This window comes from Flavobacterium branchiarum (assembly GCF_030409845.1).
Lineage (GTDB): Bacteria > Bacteroidota > Bacteroidia > Flavobacteriales > Flavobacteriaceae > Flavobacterium > Flavobacterium branchiarum.
In genome coordinates this window covers 922,256-941,401 of sequence record NZ_JAUFQQ010000003.1, presented here as the reverse complement: position 1 = coordinate 941,401, position 19,146 = coordinate 922,256, and the positions used below count along the sequence as shown (strand labels likewise).

Genomic DNA, 19,146 nt, shown 5'->3' with positions numbered 1-19,146 from the left:
GTAATAAATAAGCATGAACACACAACACTCGTGATACATCATTCTGAAAAAACACACAGAAAATAAAATTTAGTTTTAAAAATGGAAATAATTAAACAAGTGATTTCGATAATATATTTCTTTACATACTTAAAAGTACAAGATTCATTATTATATAATTGTTTGAAAGATTTCATTTTACCAATCATAATAGCAATTTCAGGAGCATACTTTGCTTATTATTATTTTGTTAAACAAAACAGAATTGATAAAGAAAAAGATGAAACCAAAAAAAATGAAGAAAGAATAAATAAACTTTTCTATTTCACTATAATAGTGGAATATGCATTAGAAAATTCTTTAGAGCAATATAATAATCTAAAAAATCTAATTAAACAAACTTCTAAAAGTCCGATTGAACTTGTTCTAATGGTTCAATCTCCTATGCATAATTTAAAAATAATAACTGATGTTTTAAATCTTGAAGAATATCTAATTGCTTATACAAATTACTATCCCGAAAATAGAAAAGCTTCTGTTATACAATTCAAAAATATATTTAATTCATTTACTATGTTGGATGGAATGTTTAAACAAATTCCCGCAGAACTTCAGGAAAAATATGACATTGAAATGGATGGAAAAAAGAGAATTGCCGATATTATTCCTAAAGTCATTGATTTATTGTCGATTGTTTTAGAAGAATTTAGAACAACCGAAATTGAATCTTTTAATGAATTAATGAAACAGATTCATCCATATATGAGCCCAAATATTTCTCAATTCGCATCACCAGATTTAATAGGTCTCAATAATACTTTAATGTTGCCAATTAGTATTTTTTGTGACAACTACAATTTTGTCAAACAAAAGAAAATGAGTGATAATCATGTTGAACTTGGATTATTAACTTCTGAATGTGTAAGTATTTACAACACTATAATAGATAAAACTAAAGAGTTAATTATCTTGTTAAAAGCTCATGAAAAAGAGATATTTGAAACGATTGGATTAATTACTATAAACTCGGAAATTTTAAGAAAAGATTTTGGATTAAATGAGAACATAAGCACGAACGCATAACACTTGCTAAAAGATTTGGGCATTAGGAGAAGATTTGTTTATCTAAAAGAATTTAATCAAAATGATTTATATACTTTTAGAAATGAACTAAACGGAATATTTAGAACTTGGTATTTAAAGTACGAAATATCAATCGAATTTACATCTCAAACAATATACGTGAATATTGACGAAAAATAACTACTAGTAACAGCTGTTTGTATCTATTGTAGAATTTGATTTAATAAAATCAAACTTATGAACAAAGATTAGTTCTTTCTAATAAATATAATTTATAGAGCTTACAGGTAATGCATTTATTACAATAAAAAAAGTTATCAGCAGGTAATAAACGGCAACAAAAACGGCAACTCGAAATAAAAAACCCTGTAAATCAAATACTTACAGGGTTTTTCGTGGAGTCGCCGAGAATCGAACTCGGGTCCAAACAAGCAACTAAAGAGCTTTCTACACGCTTATTTCCTGATTGGATTTTCGATATTGTGCTCGGCCAGGAACAGCCACACAATACTTATCTTCTTAATTTCGAAATCCACTCGAAGCTAATGGAAATCTAGGTTTATTTTTACGGTTCCCCTGTATTGACCGCCACAAACCAAGGCTTTCAAGGAGAATCCAGCTTTCCTATCTGATAGGAACGTGGCTAATCGTACTATAATTCGGATTATGCAGCTAAAGCGTAGTTATTTTCGCCGTGTAAAAGTGTTGAGATCTTATATTTACGAGCAAGGTCTCAATGCTCGACGTGCTTACTGTTCAATTCGACTTGCTGTCAAAACCAGTCGACCCCATTTTTTCAACTAAAAATTGAGATTGCAAAATTACGCTTTTTGAACCATCAATTGAAATAATTTTTCAAAAAATATTCAATTCTATTTTTAACCTTAATTATTTACCGAAAATATTAGTCGATATCTTTAAAAACAAAAGGATAATCTCCAAATAATGGTGCCAATTTACGAACTGCGTATGTGTTACGAGTAAATTTATTTGACAAGGCAATTATAGTAACATTTTCTTTTTGAAGTGTAATATACGCTGACGTATTTCCGTGCCACCAACCGTTATGAAAATAAAAATGCTGACCAGAATACCAATTTATCATTCGGATGCCTAATCCGTAGTTTTTCTCCCCTTTACGCTCATTGCTATATCCTTCATACACTTGCTTAAGCAAATTAGGTTTTAAGAAATCTGGCGCATTTCTGGCTCTATCAAATTTTAATAAATCTCTAGGAGTTGAATAGATATTTTTATCTCCATAAACAGCATCTAGATAATCTATTCCAATTTCAACATTATTTCCTTTATAAGAAGGAACCGCTGTTTTTCTGTCTTTATCGATATCAAAAACGTAAGTATGAGTCATTCCCAAAGGCTTAAAAATCATTTGGCTCATTGCCTCTTTATAACTTAGTCCTGTTATTTTTTCTATAATTAATGCCAACATCGCATAATTGGTATTACAATAGGTAAAACGAGTGTTGGGTTTATACTCTAAACCAATATCTTTTGTAGCCATGATATTTAAAATATCCTGATTTGTTAATTGATTGTGTCTGTCCCAAATTGTTTTGTCCTTATCTGTAAAATAAGCATAATTACGCATTCCACTTCTGTGGTTTAATAACATTCTTACTGTGATATCTTCATAAGGAAATGTTTTTAAAATGGTATTTACTTTCTGATCTAAATCAAATTTGCCTGCATTTACCAATTTTAAAATGGCTGTTGCTGTAAGTACTTTACTAACCGATGCTATGTGCAACGGTGTGTTTACATCAATCTCTGTTTTTTGATTCTTATTCGCATATCCTTCGTATTTTTCATAGATAATCTGGCCGTTTCTTGCTACCAAAAAACTTCCGTTCATAGAATTATTAGGCCAGTTCTTGTTGTAAAAAGAATCAACTTTGTTTTTTATTGTCGCTACATAATTTGCAGGTAGTTTTTTTTCATGAAGCAATGGCTTCATTTTAGGGAGTGTATCTTCTACAGTTTCGCTATCTACTGCATTTGTATTTTTATCTTTTCCACAAGAGCTTAAAACTAAAATAAGGAAAAGGATTTGTGGTATATTTGCTTTTTTAATGAAATTCATGAGTTGGATTCTAGGGAAACAAATATATAGAATTGAATACTTTTGTTTATTTGTCTTTTTGAGATGAATTCTCGTAATTTAACACAGTCTTAAGCTTTACTTTTACCAGACCACTGAACATCAGGTCATAATAAAATCAGCTTTGATATTATTAAAAAAAAACAACAAAACTTTAACTATATTTGTTATATTTAAAACAAATTCGACCGATAAAGTTATATTTATAAAAATCTAAACACCGATAAATGAAATTTGGAATTATAAAAGAAAGAAAAAGCCCACCAGACAGAAGGGTTGTATTTGCTCCTAATGAACTGGCTCGATTGAAACAACTTTATCATGAAGCTACTGTTGCGGTAGAAAGTTCGGATATTCGTATTTTTACCGATATTCAATACAAAAGCTTGGGCATAACTGTAACGGATGATGTTTCGGATTGCGATGTATTATTTGGAGTAAAAGAAGTTCCTATCGAGAATTTAATTTCTGATAAAGCTTATTTTTTCTTTTCTCATACCATCAAGAAACAACCTTATAATCGAAAATTGCTACAAGCAATTTTAGAAAAAAACATCGAGTTATACGATCATGAAACTATTGTAAATTCTCACAACCAAAGACTTATTGGTTTTGGAAGATACGCTGGTATTGTTGGTGTATATAATGGTATTCGTGCTTTCGGAATTAAATTTGAATTGTTTAAATTACCTAAAGCTGAAACTTTATCTGGCAAAGAGGCTTTAATTGCTCATTTAAAACGAATTACGCTTCCTCCATTAAAATTTGTTATTACTGGAACCGGAAAAGTTGGTAGCGGTGCTAAAGAGATTCTTGATGCTATTAAAATAAAAGAGGTAACAATTGACAATTACCTAACTAAAAATTACACTCAAGCGGTTTATGTTCAACTTGATGTTTTGGATTACAACAAACGTAAAGACGGTCAACTTTTAGATTATACTGATTTTTACGAGCATCCTCAAGAATACGTTTCTGATTTTGAAAGATTCACTCGAGTAACTGATGTTTATTTTGCTGGGCACTTTCACGCAAATGATGCACCAATGATTTTGACTAGAGAAATGCTTCAGTCTAAAGATTGCAAAATAAAAGTTGTTGCCGATATTTCATGCGACATTGATGGTCCTATTGCCTGTACGCTTCGCTCATCGACTATCGAAGAGCCTTTATATGGTTATTTCCCTGGCGAGAACAAAGAGGTTGATGTTTTTCATCCTGCTGCAGTTGTAGTTATGGCTGTTGACAATTTACCTTGCGAAATTCCTAAGGATGCCAGCGAAGGTTTTGGAGAACTTTTTATGGAACACGTAATTCCAGCCTTTTTTAACGGCGATAAAGATGGTATCTTACAAAGAGCCAAAATAACAGAAAACGGTAAGCTAACGCCTCGTTTTAGTTATTTACAGGATTATGTTGATGGAAAATAATTAATTCTTAATTATAAATTGTTGATGATTAGTTATTAATGGTTGATTGTTGATGATTGATTGTTGATGATTAATTATTAATACTCTCCGACTGAGACTGTAACTGTAAACTGAGACTGAGACTGAGACTGAGACTGAGACTGTAAACTGAAACTGTAAACTGAAACTGTAAACTAAGACTGAACACTAGATCCATAATCCTTCGACTCCGCTCAGGAAGACAATAGATAGTATATAAAACTAAACCCTGCAACGTTTGTACATTGCAGGGTTTTTCATTTATTATGAATGATTAACAATTAATGGGTGATGCTGAGACTGATTACTGTCACTGCGACTGTTTATTTATTACGCATCATTAACATTTTATAATTAAACAATTAATGAGTGATGGTTAATTATCAATCGCTGATTATGTCACTTTTTTTACTGACAAAACAGACATATAAAACGAAACCCTGCAACGTTTGTACATTACAGGGTTTTTTCATTTATTATGAATGATTAACAATTAATAATTTATAACTAACAATTAACAGTTACTACTCTTCGTATACACTCAGAGAAACACTGCAACTGTGACTATAAACTGTTACTGATTACCGTGACTGAGACTGAGACTGCAAACTGAGACTGAGACTGCAAACTGAGACTGCAAACTGAGACTGTAAACCACGACCGCGACGGTTTTTTATCAAGTATCATTAACAATTAACAATCCATAATTAATAATTAATTATTTAAGAGTTCCAACCATATCTTCTGGTTTTACCCAAGCATCAAAATCTTCTGGTGTTACATAACCTAAACGAACTGCTTCTTCTTTAAGAGTTGTTCCATTTTTGTGTGCTGTTTGAGCTATTTCTGCTGATTTGTAATATCCAATTTTAGTATTTAAAGCTGTTACTAACATTAATGAATTATCTACTAATTCTTTAATACGTTTGTAGTTTGGCTCAATACCTTGTGCACAATGCTCATCAAAAGAAACACAAGCATCTCCTAATAAACGTGCCGATTGCAAGAAGTTTGCTGCCATTACTGGTTTAAAAACATTTAATTCATAATGTCCTTGCATTCCTCCTACTGAAATAGCTACATCGTTACCCATAACCTGAGCACAAACCATTGTTAATGCTTCGCATTGTGTTGGGTTTACTTTTCCTGGCATAATAGATGAACCTGGCTCATTTTCTGGAATAATGATTTCTCCAATTCCAGAACGTGGCCCTGAAGCTAACATACGAACGTCATTTGCAATTTTGTTTAATGAAACTGCTAATTGCTTTAATGCTCCATGTGATTCTACGATTGCATCGTGAGCTGCAAGTGCTTCAAATTTATTTTCAGCTGTTACAAATGGATGTCCTGTGAACTCAGCAATATATGCCGCTACTTTTACATCGTATCCTGCTGGTGTATTTAATCCTGTACCTACTGCTGTTCCTCCTAAAGCAACTTCTGATAAGTGTGCTAAAGTGTTTTTAAGCGCTTTTAAACCATAGGTTAATTGTGCAGCATATCCTGAAAGTTCTTGTCCTAAAGTAAGTGGAGTTGCATCCATAAGGTGCGTACGTCCAATTTTTACAACATTTTTATATTCAACTGCTTTTGCATGAAGTGTGTCTCTTAATTTTTCAACTCCTGGAATTGTAATTTCTACAACTGCTTTGTAAGCTGCAATGTGCATTCCTGTTGGAAATGTATCGTTTGATGATTGCGATTTGTTTACATCATCATTTGCTTTTATGAATTGCTCACCTTCGCCAATTTCAAATCCTTTAAGAACTTGTGCGCGGTTTGCAATTACTTCGTTTACGTTCATGTTACTTTGCGTACCTGAACCTGTTTGCCAAATTACCAACGGGAATTGATCGTCTAATTTACCTGCTAATATTTCGTCGCATACTGCAGCAATAGCATCTCTTTTTTCTACTGGTAAAACACCTAAATCATGGTTTGCAAAAGCTGCTGCTTTTTTTAAGTAAGCAAATCCTTCTACGATCTCTTTTGGCATTGATGCCGAAGCTCCAATTTTGAAATTATTACGAGAACGTTCTGTTTGTGCACCCCAATATTTTTCTGCAGGAACTTGCACCTCTCCCATGGTGTCTTTTTCTATTCTAAATTTCATTTTAGTGTATTTATGTGTGTTATTATATAAAAATCTCCTATTTGGTAACGGTAATCTCTAGCCCAGATGGAAGTGGCATCCTTTTTTTAAGGCTTTTTAGCCAAAAAAAGATATAACGAACAGCTGGAAATAGCTCCAGAGGTAAACTCTAGGCATATTCATTTTAAATTGACCTCAAAAATACGGATAATTACTATTTTATAAAAATTGATTTGGTTTTTTATTGGTAAGAAAAAATATTAGGCATACATTTGTGGCTACATTCAAAAATTCCGGAAAACATGTTTGAATTTTCACAGTATTTAGGCTTTTTACTTTTCTTAACCATTCTTACTATAGGATTTTGGTTAATGTTTTTTCTTGTAGGTTTCGTTCAATATTGGATTGGTGGAGCTTTATGGGAAATGTACAAAGAAAGAAAAGCAAAGAAAGAGCAATCAATTTAAAACTAATTTGATTACTACATAAAAAAGGACTCGTAAATACGAGTCCTTTTTTTTGCTTTTTCAGTAAATTCACTTTTATAACTTCACTTTTCTCCGTAGATCAATTTTTGTGAACTATCATTTAATTATTACAATCTAAGAGCTTAGTTATTATTATTTTTTACACAACAACATTATTTTCCTAGCAGAATAAATCTGATTACTGGATATAAAAAAAGGACTCGTAAATACGAGTCCTTTTCTATATACTGTCATTTCCTTATCCTGGAAATTCTCCTCCACCACCTTCACCATCATTCTTAGGACCTTTTTCTCTTTCGTTTTTAGGCTTATTGAATCTATATGTAAATGAAACATTAAACTGTCGCTTACGGAATTGCATTTCTCCGTATGAAGTTTGATTCTCTAAATAGGTATAAGATCTCATTTTTCTAGAATTGAAAATATCGCTTATATTAAATGCAACCGTAGCTTTATCTTTAAGGATATCTTTACTAAAAGCAGTATTCATACCGAACATATCAAGGTTTTTACCTTGAGCCGTTTTTTGCTCTCCGTTATACATAGCTGTTAACTGCCAATCTATTTTGTATGGTAATGTCAATTTTGAATTGATTCTTGCATACCAAGAATTAGCTTTATTGTCAAGATTTTGTACAACCTCAACATTGTTTGCATCAATATATCTATTTTCTCCTGTAGTTTCTACGTTATAAAAATTGAAGTTACTGTTTATTCTCCACCATTTAAACGGTGTATAATTTAGCGTGAATTCGAAACCAAATTTTTGCTCTTTTCCTAAGTTAATTGGCCTGCTTAAGATAACTGGAATTCCAACTGCTGGATTACCTGGCGTAGGAGTTACGACCTCACCATCTGGAGTTACAACTTCACCTGTAGGAGATCGAACGAAACTAAACACGTCTTTTGTATTTTCAAAATAAGCCGACGTATTAAACGTTACTTTATCCCAACGCTTGATATATCCTATATCATATTTATCAGTTAACGAAGGATCTAAATCTGGATTACCTTGAAAAATATTAATATTACTTGAGTAGTTAGACGCTGGGTTCATAAAACGTCCTCTTGGTCTTGAAACACGTTTACTGTAACTAGCTGTAAAATTACTTTGATCTGATATTTCATAACTTAGAAATGCACTTGGAAACAAGTTGCTGTATTTTTTAGTATTGAAATCTTTTGTATCTAATAAATTGACTTGAATATTAGTATCCTCCCAACGCAATCCTAAAAGATAAGAAAATTTGGAGTCCTTAATTTTAGCCCCAAATTGAGTGTAAAATGCGTTTATATTTTCTTTATATTCTAAAGTATCTATTCTATCACCTAACGCATCTAAAACGAGATATTTATTGTTTAGATCACCAAAGCTCCCTTTGTATCCAGCTTCAAATCTACTTCCTTCACTTATCGGAAGTACATAGTCTGCTTGCAATTGTACTTGCTTTTGAATCTGGTTATTTAACGTATTATTACCTCCTCGAGTTCCTGTAATTACACCATCATTATCATCTGTATTTCGTGAAATCGATGCATCTACAGTAAGTTTATGCCCTTTATCATTAAAATTTTTAATCAAATTAGAGGTGTATTCTATGTTTTCACTAGCTGTAACACCATCATTTAAACGGTATGTTGCATTTGTAAAGTTACGATTAGCATCAAATTCATTATAATTGATTAAATCGGTATCGTCTCCTGAATTCTTTTGGTAATTTATAGCATTTGTCCAAAAAGTGGTTGGATTAATTATCCACTCTACTCCTGCTCTTGCGTTGAAATTTTTTCTAATTCTTTCAGTATCTCTACTTTCATCTAAAAAACTTTTAGTAGTTCCGTCAGGATTAAAATATTGAGTATTTGTTAAACCTCCTCCTTCATTAGTTCTGTAATTGTATCCAGCTGTCGTGAAATAGTTTATTTTTTCGGTTTTATAATTTGCATTTGCGCTTACTCCGTACGTTTCTGGAATTCCTGTTGAAGCAATAAAAGTCCCGTTAAAACCTTGGTTTTTTCCTTTTTTAAGGATAATATTAATTAATCCAGATCCTCCTTCGGCATCATAACGAGCTGAGGGATTTGTAATTACCTCAACTTTATCAATTGCATCGGCAGGAATTTGTCGTAATGCTTCGGCAACGTTTATCGCGTTTGATGGCCTTCCGTCGATCAAGATTCGGATGTTATCACTTCCTCTTAAACTTACATTTCCTTCTGTATCAACAGAAACTGAGGGTACATTATCAAGAACATCACTTACTGTTCCGCCCTTTACAATCATATCCTGACCTACGTTATATACTTTTTTGTCTAGTTTAATTTCAACTGTAGATTTCTCTGCACGAATGACAACTTCGTTAAGTTGATTAGCATCTTCTGATAAAGCAAGTTGCCCTAAATTGGTATTCTCTGTAATTTTCTTTTGTTTAATTTCGATTACCTTAAACGAAATAAATTCAATTTTAATATCATAAACACCTGGGCTAGCATCTACACTAAATTCTCCTTTATTATTGGTAATTCCTCCTGCAAGTGCTTTTGGATTTTTGGTATTCACCAAAGTAATTGTAGCATATTCAAGTGGTTGGTTAGTTGTTTTCTCGACAACCTTACCGGTAACTTTAACTTTCAGTCTTTGTGCTCCAGGTTCTTGGGCAAAACTGAAAATACTTGTAAAAAGTAATACAAGCATGATTAATTGATTCTTTTTCATTTTGGGTAGTTTCTATTTGGCTTTTAGACTGCAAATGTAACTGGAGGTTTAAAATGAAAAATCATAATAATATGTTAATGGGCTTCTTTAGAATGTTTCTAAAAAAGGTTTTACCAATTCTAAATCTCTTCCTATGATTGCTTTGCCATCTTTAACGACAATTGGACGCTCGATTAAAATAGGATTATCGGCCATTGCTTGAATAATTTCGGCATCAGTCATTGTTTTATTTTTAAAATTATCGATCCATATTTTTTCTTTGGTACGAACTAATTCTATTGGCTTTAAACTTAATTTTTGAAGCAATTCTTTTAACGCATCAAATGAAGGCGTGTCAACAAGGTAAGGGATTATCTCAAATTCTTGTTTTGTGTTTTCGATAAAAGCCAGGCAATTTCTTGATTTCCCGCAACGTGGGTTGTGATATATTTGTATCATATTTATTTTTTTAAAGAAGTAAAGCTATTTGAAATAAAAAAAGGTAAATTAGTGCAAGCAAAAATAAGATTTATGCAATAAATCGAAGTACTATTTTAAATTTAAATACATGTTTCTAGAGCAAGGAGTTAAAAACGAAAATAAATTTTGGAAATATTTACTAGGTTCTGTTTTTATAATAACAGCATCCTTTGTTGGTCAAATTCCGCTTACGCTTGCTATAGCATACGAAACTATTGTCAATAAAATGCCATATCCAGCTAGCGAAGCAGGAATAATGACGATTTTTGAGTCTAATATAACTTTGTTTCTAATCTTGATTTCGTTTGTATTTGCTTTGGCAGGTGTTTACTTTGCCGTGCGTTATATACATCATCAAACTTTTTTATCGGTAACAACATCTAGACCAAAAGTCGATTGGAATCGCATCTTGTTTTCATTTGGACTTTGGGGCACTTTTACCGCAGTACTTACTGTTTTGTTTTATTACCTAAGTCCTGACGATTTTGTAATTAATTTCAAGCCTATTCCGTTTGCTATTTTATTTGTTATTGCAACTATTTTAATCCCTATTCAAACGAGTACCGAAGAATATGTTTTTCGTGGTTATTTAATGCAGGGATTTGCAAATTTGGCTCGAAACAAATGGTTTCCGCTCCTAATGACTTCTATTATATTTGGAATGATGCACATTTTTAATCCCGAAGTTTCTAAAATGGGATATATTATTATGATCTACTACATTGGTACGGGCTTATTTTTAGGAATCATCACTTTAATGGACGAAGGAATAGAGCTAGCACTTGGCTTTCATGCTGCCAATAATTTAGTGGGAGCGCTATTGGTTACCTCGGATTGGTCAGTATTCCAAACACATTCTGTTTTTAAAGATATTTCTGAACCTTCTGCGGGTATTGATGTTATTTTACCAGTACTTATCATTTATCCTATCCTGTTATTTGTTTTTAGCAAAAAATATAACTGGACGAATTGGAAAGAAAAACTAACGGGTGAAATCGTAATTAAAAATTAAGTCTAAAAAGAATTAAACTATAACCAAACTCACAATGTCAAAAATAACATATAAAAACGTCCACAATTTCTTCAAATTAAATGGAGATCATTTTAATGGAGAAGACTTATCACAGATAGCGTATAGCTTCGTTAAAGAAGGTCAAGCCTATGAAAGAGCTATTGGAGAATTTATCCTAGATTGGTTTGATAATAAATCTTATATCGAGATAACAACTTCGGGAACTACTGGAGCTCCAAAAGTAATTAAACTTCAAAAACAAGCCATGATTGAGTCGGCTCTTGCTACGGGAGATTTCTTTGATTTACATCCTGGAAACAAAGCATTACATTGCTTACCTACTCAGTATATTGCTGGAAAAATGATGATCGTAAGAAGTTTAGTTCTAGGTTTAGATGTTGACTTTGTTGCGCCTAGTCTTCATCCGCTTACAAATAACAACACCAAATACGATTTTGTTGCAATGGTTCCTTTACAGGTTCAAAACTCTTTAACCGCTCTTAAAAATGTAAAAAAACTTATTGTAGGTGGCGCTGCAATGGATGCTACGCTCATAGAAAGTGTATCAAAACTAAAAACTAAAGTGTATGAAACTTACGGCATGACCGAAACTATTACACACATCGCAGCTAAACAAGTGGGTGAAAAAGCTTTTACGGTTTTACCTCATATAAAAATAACTCAAGACGACAGAAATTGCCTCGTTATTAATGCTCCAACTATTTCTGATGAAACGATCGTCACTAATGATATAGTAGAAATTGTAAACGATAACCAGTTTGTCTTTTTAGGAAGAATTGACAACGTTATTAATAGCGGAGGAATAAAATTGATTCCTGAGCAAATTGAAGAAAAGCTTTCTGGAAAAATTAATGCTCGCTATTTTGTTACTGGTGTTCCTGATACCGCTCTTGGCGAGAAATTAGTTTTGGTTATTGAAGGAGAAAAACAACCTATTGATGATGCTATTTTTGATAGTCTCGATAAATATCAAAAACCTAAAGAAATTATTTTTGTTCCTCAATTTAAAGAAACCGAGAACGGAAAAATTATGCGTAAGAAAAGCTATTTGTATAAGTTATAATGTTGCTTTTAGCCACAGATTAAAATGATTAGAATGATTTTAATCGTAGCTTGACGAAGATTATGGAATTTCTTGTGGAGGTTCTTCGTTCCTCAGAAAGACAAGTTTGGGGTTGTTTTGCGTAGAAGCAATCACGGAGAATAACTAAATAGTAACTTTACAATATTGTGGAATTGCTTGCGAAAAAAAAGCAACACAAATAAAAAACGACATTCGGAAGTAATTTCTGAATGTCGTTTTTTTATTCTAATAATTAAGCGTTAAACCAAATCCCCAGCCCATATCACTATCATAATGTGTGGAGATTCCTGAATTCTTGGTTAGAATATATTTTAATCCTCCCATATATTCTTTGTCTGTATTGACCATAAAAGCCATTCGTATTCTTGGCGAAATTGGAATATCTTCTCTCGATAATTGCATTCTCACTTTTCCGTCTGTAAAAACTTCGGCTTGAGCTATAACTAACCAAGGCAAAGTATAATCGGCACCAATACTTAATACCGAACGATTGTCTTTGGTATTCTTTTGTCCGAACATGTTTTTTTCGACCTCATCATGTCCAAACTTTCTATAGCGCCAATCAAATCCTATAAATGGCATGAACCATTGGTTTTTTCCAATATAACGTCCAATATGAGTTTCGGTTTCATAACCATGTTTGTCATTGTATCCTAATCTCCATTCGGTACCAAAGCTCCAACGTGCGTTTTGAACCATTGCTCTACCGTCATTCCCATTTGTTGCAAAATCATTTTCAGCCATAATATGACTCATATTGCTTTCCTTCTGCAATTCTCTATACGCCCATTCTTTGTCTGGCAATAACGGATTTGGCGCTGCATTTTCATAACTAAAAACTCGGTTCATTCCCGCCATCATATGATACAAAATGTGACAATGAAAAAACCAATCTCCATCGGCATTTGCACTAAACTCAATCGTATCGGTTTCCATTGGCATAATATCTAAAACATTTTTTAGTGGCGAATATTCTCCCTGACCATTTAATACTCTAAAATCATGACCATGCAGATGCATTGGGTGTCGCATCATCGAATTATTATACAGTACAATTCGTAAAGTCTCTCCTTTTTTTATTAAAATCTTATCTGACTCTGACAGTACTTTATTATCCATACTCCACAAATACCGATTCATATTCCCCGTTAATTCAAAACGTAATTCCCTAACTGGAGCATCTTTTGGCAATGTGGTTACGGTTGGTGATTTAAGCATACTGTAATTTAGGGTTACAATATCTGTCGGACTCCCCATTTGATGTTTTGAATGATCCATTTTTTCATCACCTTCCATTTTCATAGGTCCAGCGGCAGTATGTTTCATTTCTTTAGATCCGCCTCCAGTTATTTCAGGATACATCACAGCATTCATGTCCATCTTTTGCAAACTCATTCCCATTCCCATCTCGTTCATGGTTCCATCCATGTTCATCATGCCATTCATCATTTTCATTCCTTCGAAATAATTAAGTTTTGGCAATGGACTGGTTAATTGTTTTATTCCATTTCCTAAATAAATAGAAGTTGATTTTGTTCGGTCTTCAGGTGTTGCCAAAAATTCATAAGCAGTATCATCTCCGGGAATTGTGACAACAACATCATAAGTTTCAGATACACCAATAATTAGTCTATCTACTTCTACAGGAACGACATCGTTTCCGTCATTGGCTACGACCGTTATTTTTCCTCCAGCATAAGTTAACCAAAAATAAGAAGATGCTCCTCCATTAGAAATTCTCAAACGAACTTTATCCCCTGCTTTGAATGGCCCAGGAAATTCACTTTCTTTTTGCCCATTAATTAAAAATGCATCATAATACACATCGCTTACATCCATTGCCAACATACGTTTCCATTCGTTATTGACTTTAGTTTTAAAATGACCTGCTTTTATAGCTTCGGTATAACTTTGGGTTGTTCCTTTTTTTATTGCAAACCAATCCGATGCATTATGCAACATTCGATGCACATTATCAGGATTATAATCGGTCCATTCGCTTAAAATAACTGGAACTGTAGGCAAATCATCAATTCCTTTTCTAAACTCTGGATCGTCTGTTTTTTTCTTCATTATTAAAGATCCATACATTCCGATTTGCTCCTGCATCCCGCTATGGCTATGATACCAATGTGTTCCGTTTTGTATAACAGGGAATTTATACACATGTGTCGTTCCGGGCGCAATTGGCATTTGAGTAAGAAAAGGAACTCCATCTTCTTGATTTGGTAAAAATATACCGTGCCAATGTAAAGATGTCCCTTCCTTTAGTTGATTATGCACATGAATTTCGGCAATATCTCCCTCTGTAAAAGTGAGCGTTGGCATTGGAATCTGTCCATTAACAGCAATTGCTCTTTTGGATTTTCCTGTAAAATTTACCAGCGTATCTTTTACATATAAATCATACCGCACTATTTTTTGTGCGGTTGTACTTATTGCAAAAAGCAATAGTATAAGTATTAAATAATTTTTCATCTCTTAGCTTTTAAAGTTTCAAGCTTCTCAATCGCAATGCATTCACAATAACAGATACAGAACTAAAACTCATTGCCAAAGCAGCAATCATAGGAGAAAGTAATATTCCAAAAAACGGATATAAAACTCCTGCCGCAACTGGCACTCCTAATACGTTGTATATAAAAGCAAAAAATAGGTTTTGTTTGATGTTTGACATTACAGCATGACTCAGGTTTTTTGCTTTTACAATCCCTTGTAAATCCCCTTTTACCAAAGTAATCTTAGCGCTTTCTATTGCAACATCTGTTCCTGTTCCCATTGCAATTCCAATATCTGATTGTGCTAAAGCTGGCGCATCATTTATACCATCTCCTGCCATGGCCACAATTTTTCCTTCGGCTTGCAATTTTTCAATTACTTTTAATTTGTCTTCTGGCAAACAACCTGCTTGAAAAGAGGTTAAATGCAACTCATTGGCAACTGCTTGAGCTGTATTTACATTATCTCCTGTTAGCATTATTACTTCAACTCCTTGACGCATTAATTCTTTTATAGCAGCCGCACTTGTAGCTTTTATAGCATCTGTTATTGTTACAAATCCTACTACACTTTTATCTACAGCGATATAAGAAACTGTTTTTCCAAATTTTTGTTCCGTAATAACTCTATTTTCAATAGCATCAGAAATAACTGCTCCTACTTGCTCCATTAATTTTTTATTCCCTAAAGCTGTTTTCTTATCGACAACAGTACCAACAACTCCTTTTCCAGCAATATTCTCAAAATCATTTACTTTTGTCAAAGAGATATTTTTAGCTTTAGCAAATTTCACTACGGCTTCCGCCAAAGGGTGTTCGCTATACTGATTTAAAGAAGCAATATATTGTAGCAATTCTTGCTCTGAATATTCTAATGCAACAATTTTTTCTACCGATGGTTTCCCCTCTGTAATTGTTCCTGTTTTATCAGTAATTAGAACATCTACTTTATCCATATTCTCCAAAGCTTCGGCATTTTTTATCAAAATTCCTGACTGAGCCCCTTTACCAACTCCTACCATTACAGACATTGGCGTTGCCAAACCTAATGCACACGGACAAGCAATTATCAATACTGCAATAGCATTAATAAATCCGTAAACCATTGCTGGTTCTGGACCAAAATTTGCCCAAATGAAAAAAGTAAGCACAGAGATAATTACAACAATTGGAACGAAATATTTTGCAATACTATCCGCTAATTTCTGAATTGGAGCTCTTGATCGACTAGCATTATTAACCATTTGTATAATTTGCGAAAGCAAGGTTTCTGATCCTACTTTTTCGGCAATCATAATAAATGATTTATTCCCATTTATAGTTCCTGATGAAACTGAATCATCCACTTTTTTATCTACTGGAATTGGTTCGCCAGTAATCATAGATTCATCTATCGTACTTTCTCCGTCGGTAATTTTTCCATCTACAGGAATTTTGTCTCCCGGTTTTACTCGTAATAAATCTCCTTTTTTAATATCATGAATCGAAATCACTTTGTCAACTCCATCAACAACTAAAGTCGCTTCTGTTGGAGCTAATTTTAATAATTCTTTTATCGCTCCACTTGTTTGACTGTGCGCTCTTGCCTCTAACAATTGCCCTAATAAAACGAGCGTGATAATTACTGTTGCTGCTTCAAAATAAAGGTGAATCGTTCCGTGATCTGATTTAAACTCTTCGGGAAACACTTCTGGAAAAAACATTCCAACAATACTAAATAAAAATGCCACTCCTGTACCAATTCCGATAAGGGTAAACATATTTAAGTTCCATGTTACTATTGATTTCCATGCGCGAACAAAGAACATCCAACCTGCATAAAACATAACTGGAAGTGAGAACAACAATTGTACTAAATTCCATTTCCCAACATCCATTATTTTCAACAACGGATTATTATGTGCCATCTCAATCATGGCAATAAAAAAGATAGGAACGGTAAAGAGTATTGCTACTTTCATTTTTTGCAACAGCTCTTTATACACCTTATTCTCTTTTGAATCTGTTGGTTCCATTGGTACTAAATCCATTCCACAAATCGGACATGAACCCGGTCTATTGGTTATCACTTCTGGATGCATCGGACAAGTATATTGTTGTACCTGAACAGGAGCTAGCTCTTGAATTAAATCCATTCCGCAAACTGGACAAAATCCTGCCTTATCATACATTTTATCCCCTTCACAATGCATCGGACAATAATATTTCCCTCCTGCACTGTTATGTGGTACAGCTACTTTTTTATGATCATGACCAGCAACAGTACTACAACATGATTTAGCAGCAGGTTTTTTATGCCCATGATTCATTGTCATTTCAATAGTGTACTTTCCAACAGCAGTTAACGCTTCTTGAAATTGCTCTGTTGGAATATGTTTTTCCATTGCAATAGTTGCCAACGGAGGATCTAAACTAACATTTGCTTCAACTCCTTCAATCGAATTTAGTGCTTTTTCTACTTTAGTACGGCATCCATCACAAGTCATTCCTGTTATTGTATAAGTATGAGTCATTGCTTTATTTTTTATGGGTTTTAACTTAACAAAGTTCTATAATAATGCTCCTATAAAGCTTGTACAATTTTGGTAATGATTTATAAGATTTACAAATCCTCTATTGGCTTACGTTTTCTATCCTTTTGTTGCTTGTAATAACTTGGAGAAAATCCTGTCATCTTTTTAAACTGATTACTCAAATGTGCTACACTACTATATTGAAGCTGAAAAGCAATTTCACTCAGGCTTTGCTCATTGTATATGAGTAGCTCTTTTACCTTTTCTATTTTTTGAGAAATAAAATATTTTTCAATAGTTGTACCTTCTACTTCCGTAAAAAGGTTACTTAACGAATTATAATCGTGTTGCAATTCACTTGCTAAATAATCAGATAAATTGGTAGTAAGTTCATTGTTTTTGTGGTGGACCAAATCGATAATCAAGGTTTTAGTTTTCTCGATAATCTTATTTTTTTTATCCCCAATAAGTTCAAAGCCTAGAGACTCCAAAACATTTACCAAATCCTCTTTTATGAGAGCTATTGTTGCTTCTTGTATTTCTACCTCTCCTAGTTCAACTGAAATAGGATGAAGCCCGAGTTTTTCCAACTCTGACTTCACTACCATTTTACAGCGACTGCAAACCATGTTTTTAATGTATAACTTCATTTATTTAATCGTTTCTACAGTACTTCCACAGCTCATCATTTTTGAACCATAATACGGGTTTTTAATTGTATTTTCTTTACTCAACCAGTTGGCTCCTTTTCCATTATTTGCCATTGGACAAAATTGATAATAGGTTGTCTCTCCTGTTTTTGAAACTTTTAATAAAGCATATATGTTTTTAGATAATGTTCCAAAATGGTCCCTTTGGTGCGTCGCATCTTTTGTATCAGCAATATGTTGTGCATCCTCTTTTAAGTTTTTTAGAACTTTCATCCAAACCATATGTACATCCATTGGCAAACTTTCCATTTTCACTGCATTAATAGCGGTTACTAATATTTTGGCTTTCGCCGAAGCAGTAGCTCCATCTGTTTTAACCAATGCATCTTTGATTCCGAAATAAGCATCAAAAACAGGATTTAAAACATTGTCTTTCTTATCAACATCCGAAGAAGATACTTTATGATTTGAATGCGCATCATGATTCATTTTCTCCGCAGGAAGAACCATTGCCATTTTTTTGTTATTTCGCTCATATTGGCAACATTCAGGAAGCTTTGCATAAGCATCATTTGGCGCTAGAAACTCATTACTATCATATCCCGCTAATGCAATACGTTTTAAGATCTCGTCTTTATTTGTTTTTGTTGCATCGTAAGTAAGCGTTGCCATTTTAGTTTTTTCATTCCAATCTACTTCAGCACTATTTTTTACGTTTCCTGCTTTTTCAATTACTTTTTTACACATTTCGCAGTTGCCAAATATTTTTACTGTCTCCGTTTTTGCATTTTTTATTTTTGCATCGCATGAAGTAATTGATAGCAATACAACGACTGCTATCAATAAAATTTTTATTGATTTCATTTTTTTATGTTTTATAGCTCAAGAATTGAAAAATCCTTGAACATTATTAATGTTATTTTTTTTGAATACCTAAAGTTACCATTTTTCTATTAGACGCACTTATGGCTGTAACAGAAA

General features: G+C 33.1%; 13 protein-coding genes and 1 other RNA gene. 5 read left to right on the top strand and 9 right to left on the bottom strand.

Annotated features, from left to right (window positions below; genetic code table 11):
• The first annotated feature begins 81 nt into the window (after nucleotides 1-81).
• Nucleotides 82-1,062 carry a hypothetical protein gene (locus QWY99_RS04785; RefSeq protein WP_290262155.1) on the top strand — a complete coding sequence of 327 codons (981 nt, stop codon included), beginning with the start codon at nucleotides 82-84 and terminating at the stop codon, nucleotides 1,060-1,062.
• Between the two features lie 393 nt (nucleotides 1,063-1,455).
• Here QWY99_RS04785 and ssrA read toward each other — a convergent pair.
• Nucleotides 1,456-1,852: a transfer-messenger RNA gene (ssrA, locus tag QWY99_RS04780) on the bottom strand.
• Nucleotides 1,853-1,966: 114 nt separating this feature from the next.
• Nucleotides 1,967-3,163, bottom strand: coding sequence for a serine hydrolase domain-containing protein (locus QWY99_RS04775; protein WP_290262152.1), 1,197 nt, complete (start codon nucleotides 3,161-3,163; stop codon nucleotides 1,967-1,969).
• A 245-nt stretch (nucleotides 3,164-3,408) separates the two neighbouring features.
• Between QWY99_RS04775 and QWY99_RS04770 the strand changes: the two genes are divergently transcribed.
• Nucleotides 3,409-4,611, top strand: a complete 1,203-nt coding sequence (locus QWY99_RS04770; protein WP_290262148.1) for an NAD(P)-dependent oxidoreductase — start codon at nucleotides 3,409-3,411, stop codon at nucleotides 4,609-4,611.
• A gap of 736 nt (nucleotides 4,612-5,347) precedes the next feature.
• On the opposite strand, the gene fumC is transcribed toward QWY99_RS04770, so the two are convergent.
• Entirely contained in the window at nucleotides 5,348-6,745 is a 1,398-nt protein-coding gene (fumC, locus tag QWY99_RS04765) for a class II fumarate hydratase (protein ID WP_290262145.1), read from the bottom strand.
• A gap of 281 nt (nucleotides 6,746-7,026) precedes the next feature.
• Here fumC and QWY99_RS04760 point away from each other — a divergent pair, with 281 nt between their 5' ends.
• A complete protein-coding gene (locus QWY99_RS04760; protein ID WP_035621077.1) occupies nucleotides 7,027-7,191 on the top strand; it encodes a hypothetical protein in 165 nt (54 codons plus the stop codon).
• A 259-nt stretch (nucleotides 7,192-7,450) separates the two neighbouring features.
• Here the strand turns inward: QWY99_RS04760 and QWY99_RS04755 are convergent, their stop codons facing one another.
• Complete coding sequence (locus QWY99_RS04755; protein ID WP_290262133.1) at nucleotides 7,451-9,928, bottom strand: TonB-dependent receptor; 2,478 nt, start codon at nucleotides 9,926-9,928, stop codon at nucleotides 7,451-7,453.
• Nucleotides 9,929-10,015: 87 nt separating this feature from the next.
• Nucleotides 10,016-10,366, bottom strand: a complete 351-nt coding sequence (locus QWY99_RS04750) for an arsenate reductase family protein (RefSeq protein WP_290262130.1) — start codon at nucleotides 10,364-10,366, stop codon at nucleotides 10,016-10,018.
• Between the two features lie 109 nt (nucleotides 10,367-10,475).
• On the opposite strand from QWY99_RS04750, the gene QWY99_RS04745 reads away from it, so the two are divergent.
• Nucleotides 10,476-11,399 (top strand): CPBP family intramembrane glutamic endopeptidase, encoded by a 924-nt coding sequence (locus QWY99_RS04745; RefSeq protein WP_290262128.1) that lies wholly within the window; start codon nucleotides 10,476-10,478, stop codon nucleotides 11,397-11,399.
• Nucleotides 11,400-11,433: 34 nt separating this feature from the next.
• The gene (locus tag QWY99_RS04740) at nucleotides 11,434-12,483 is read left to right on the top strand and encodes an AMP-binding protein (RefSeq protein WP_290262125.1); all 1,050 of its coding nucleotides are present in this window, start codon (nucleotides 11,434-11,436) and stop codon (nucleotides 12,481-12,483) included.
• A gap of 246 nt (nucleotides 12,484-12,729) precedes the next feature.
• Here the strand turns inward: QWY99_RS04740 and QWY99_RS04735 are convergent, their stop codons facing one another.
• From QWY99_RS04735 to QWY99_RS04720, 4 genes are all read right to left on the bottom strand, one after another.
• Nucleotides 12,730-14,982: a multicopper oxidase domain-containing protein gene (locus QWY99_RS04735; protein WP_290262122.1), complete on the bottom strand. Its 2,253-nt coding sequence runs from the start codon at nucleotides 14,980-14,982 to the stop codon at nucleotides 12,730-12,732.
• A 10-nt stretch (nucleotides 14,983-14,992) separates the two neighbouring features.
• Entirely contained in the window at nucleotides 14,993-17,515 is a 2,523-nt protein-coding gene (locus QWY99_RS04730; protein ID WP_290262119.1) for a heavy metal translocating P-type ATPase, read from the bottom strand.
• Nucleotides 17,516-17,604: 89 nt separating this feature from the next.
• Complete coding sequence (locus tag QWY99_RS04725) at nucleotides 17,605-18,165, bottom strand: AraC family transcriptional regulator (protein ID WP_290262116.1); 561 nt, start codon at nucleotides 18,163-18,165, stop codon at nucleotides 17,605-17,607.
• The gene (locus QWY99_RS04720; RefSeq protein ID WP_290262113.1) at nucleotides 18,166-19,029 is read right to left on the bottom strand and encodes a DUF3347 domain-containing protein; all 864 of its coding nucleotides are present in this window, start codon (nucleotides 19,027-19,029) and stop codon (nucleotides 18,166-18,168) included. It lies immediately after the preceding gene.
• Nucleotides 19,030-19,146: the final 117 nt, after the last annotated feature.

Coding starts and splice junctions, on each gene's coding strand:
- QWY99_RS04725 (WP_290262116.1), bottom strand. CDS start 18,165: ATGAAGTTATACATTAAAAACATGGTTTGCAGTCGCTGTAAAATGGTA.
- QWY99_RS04775 (WP_290262152.1), bottom strand. CDS start 3,163: ATGAATTTCATTAAAAAAGCAAATATACCACAAATCCTTTTCCTTATT.
- QWY99_RS04720 (WP_290262113.1), bottom strand. CDS start 19,029: ATGAAATCAATAAAAATTTTATTGATAGCAGTCGTTGTATTGCTATCA.
- QWY99_RS04730 (WP_290262119.1), bottom strand. CDS start 17,515: ATGACTCATACTTATACAATAACAGGAATGACTTGTGATGGATGCCGT.
- QWY99_RS04755 (WP_290262133.1), bottom strand. CDS start 9,928: ATGAAAAAGAATCAATTAATCATGCTTGTATTACTTTTTACAAGTATT.
- QWY99_RS04745 (WP_290262128.1), top strand. CDS start 10,476: ATGTTTCTAGAGCAAGGAGTTAAAAACGAAAATAAATTTTGGAAATAT.
- QWY99_RS04760 (WP_035621077.1), top strand. CDS start 7,027: ATGTTTGAATTTTCACAGTATTTAGGCTTTTTACTTTTCTTAACCATT.
- QWY99_RS04785 (WP_290262155.1), top strand. CDS start 82: ATGGAAATAATTAAACAAGTGATTTCGATAATATATTTCTTTACATAC.
- QWY99_RS04735 (WP_290262122.1), bottom strand. CDS start 14,982: ATGAAAAATTATTTAATACTTATACTATTGCTTTTTGCAATAAGTACA.
- QWY99_RS04740 (WP_290262125.1), top strand. CDS start 11,434: ATGTCAAAAATAACATATAAAAACGTCCACAATTTCTTCAAATTAAAT.
- QWY99_RS04770 (WP_290262148.1), top strand. CDS start 3,409: ATGAAATTTGGAATTATAAAAGAAAGAAAAAGCCCACCAGACAGAAGG.
- QWY99_RS04750 (WP_290262130.1), bottom strand. CDS start 10,366: ATGATACAAATATATCACAACCCACGTTGCGGGAAATCAAGAAATTGC.
- fumC (WP_290262145.1), bottom strand. CDS start 6,745: ATGAAATTTAGAATAGAAAAAGACACCATGGGAGAGGTGCAAGTTCCT.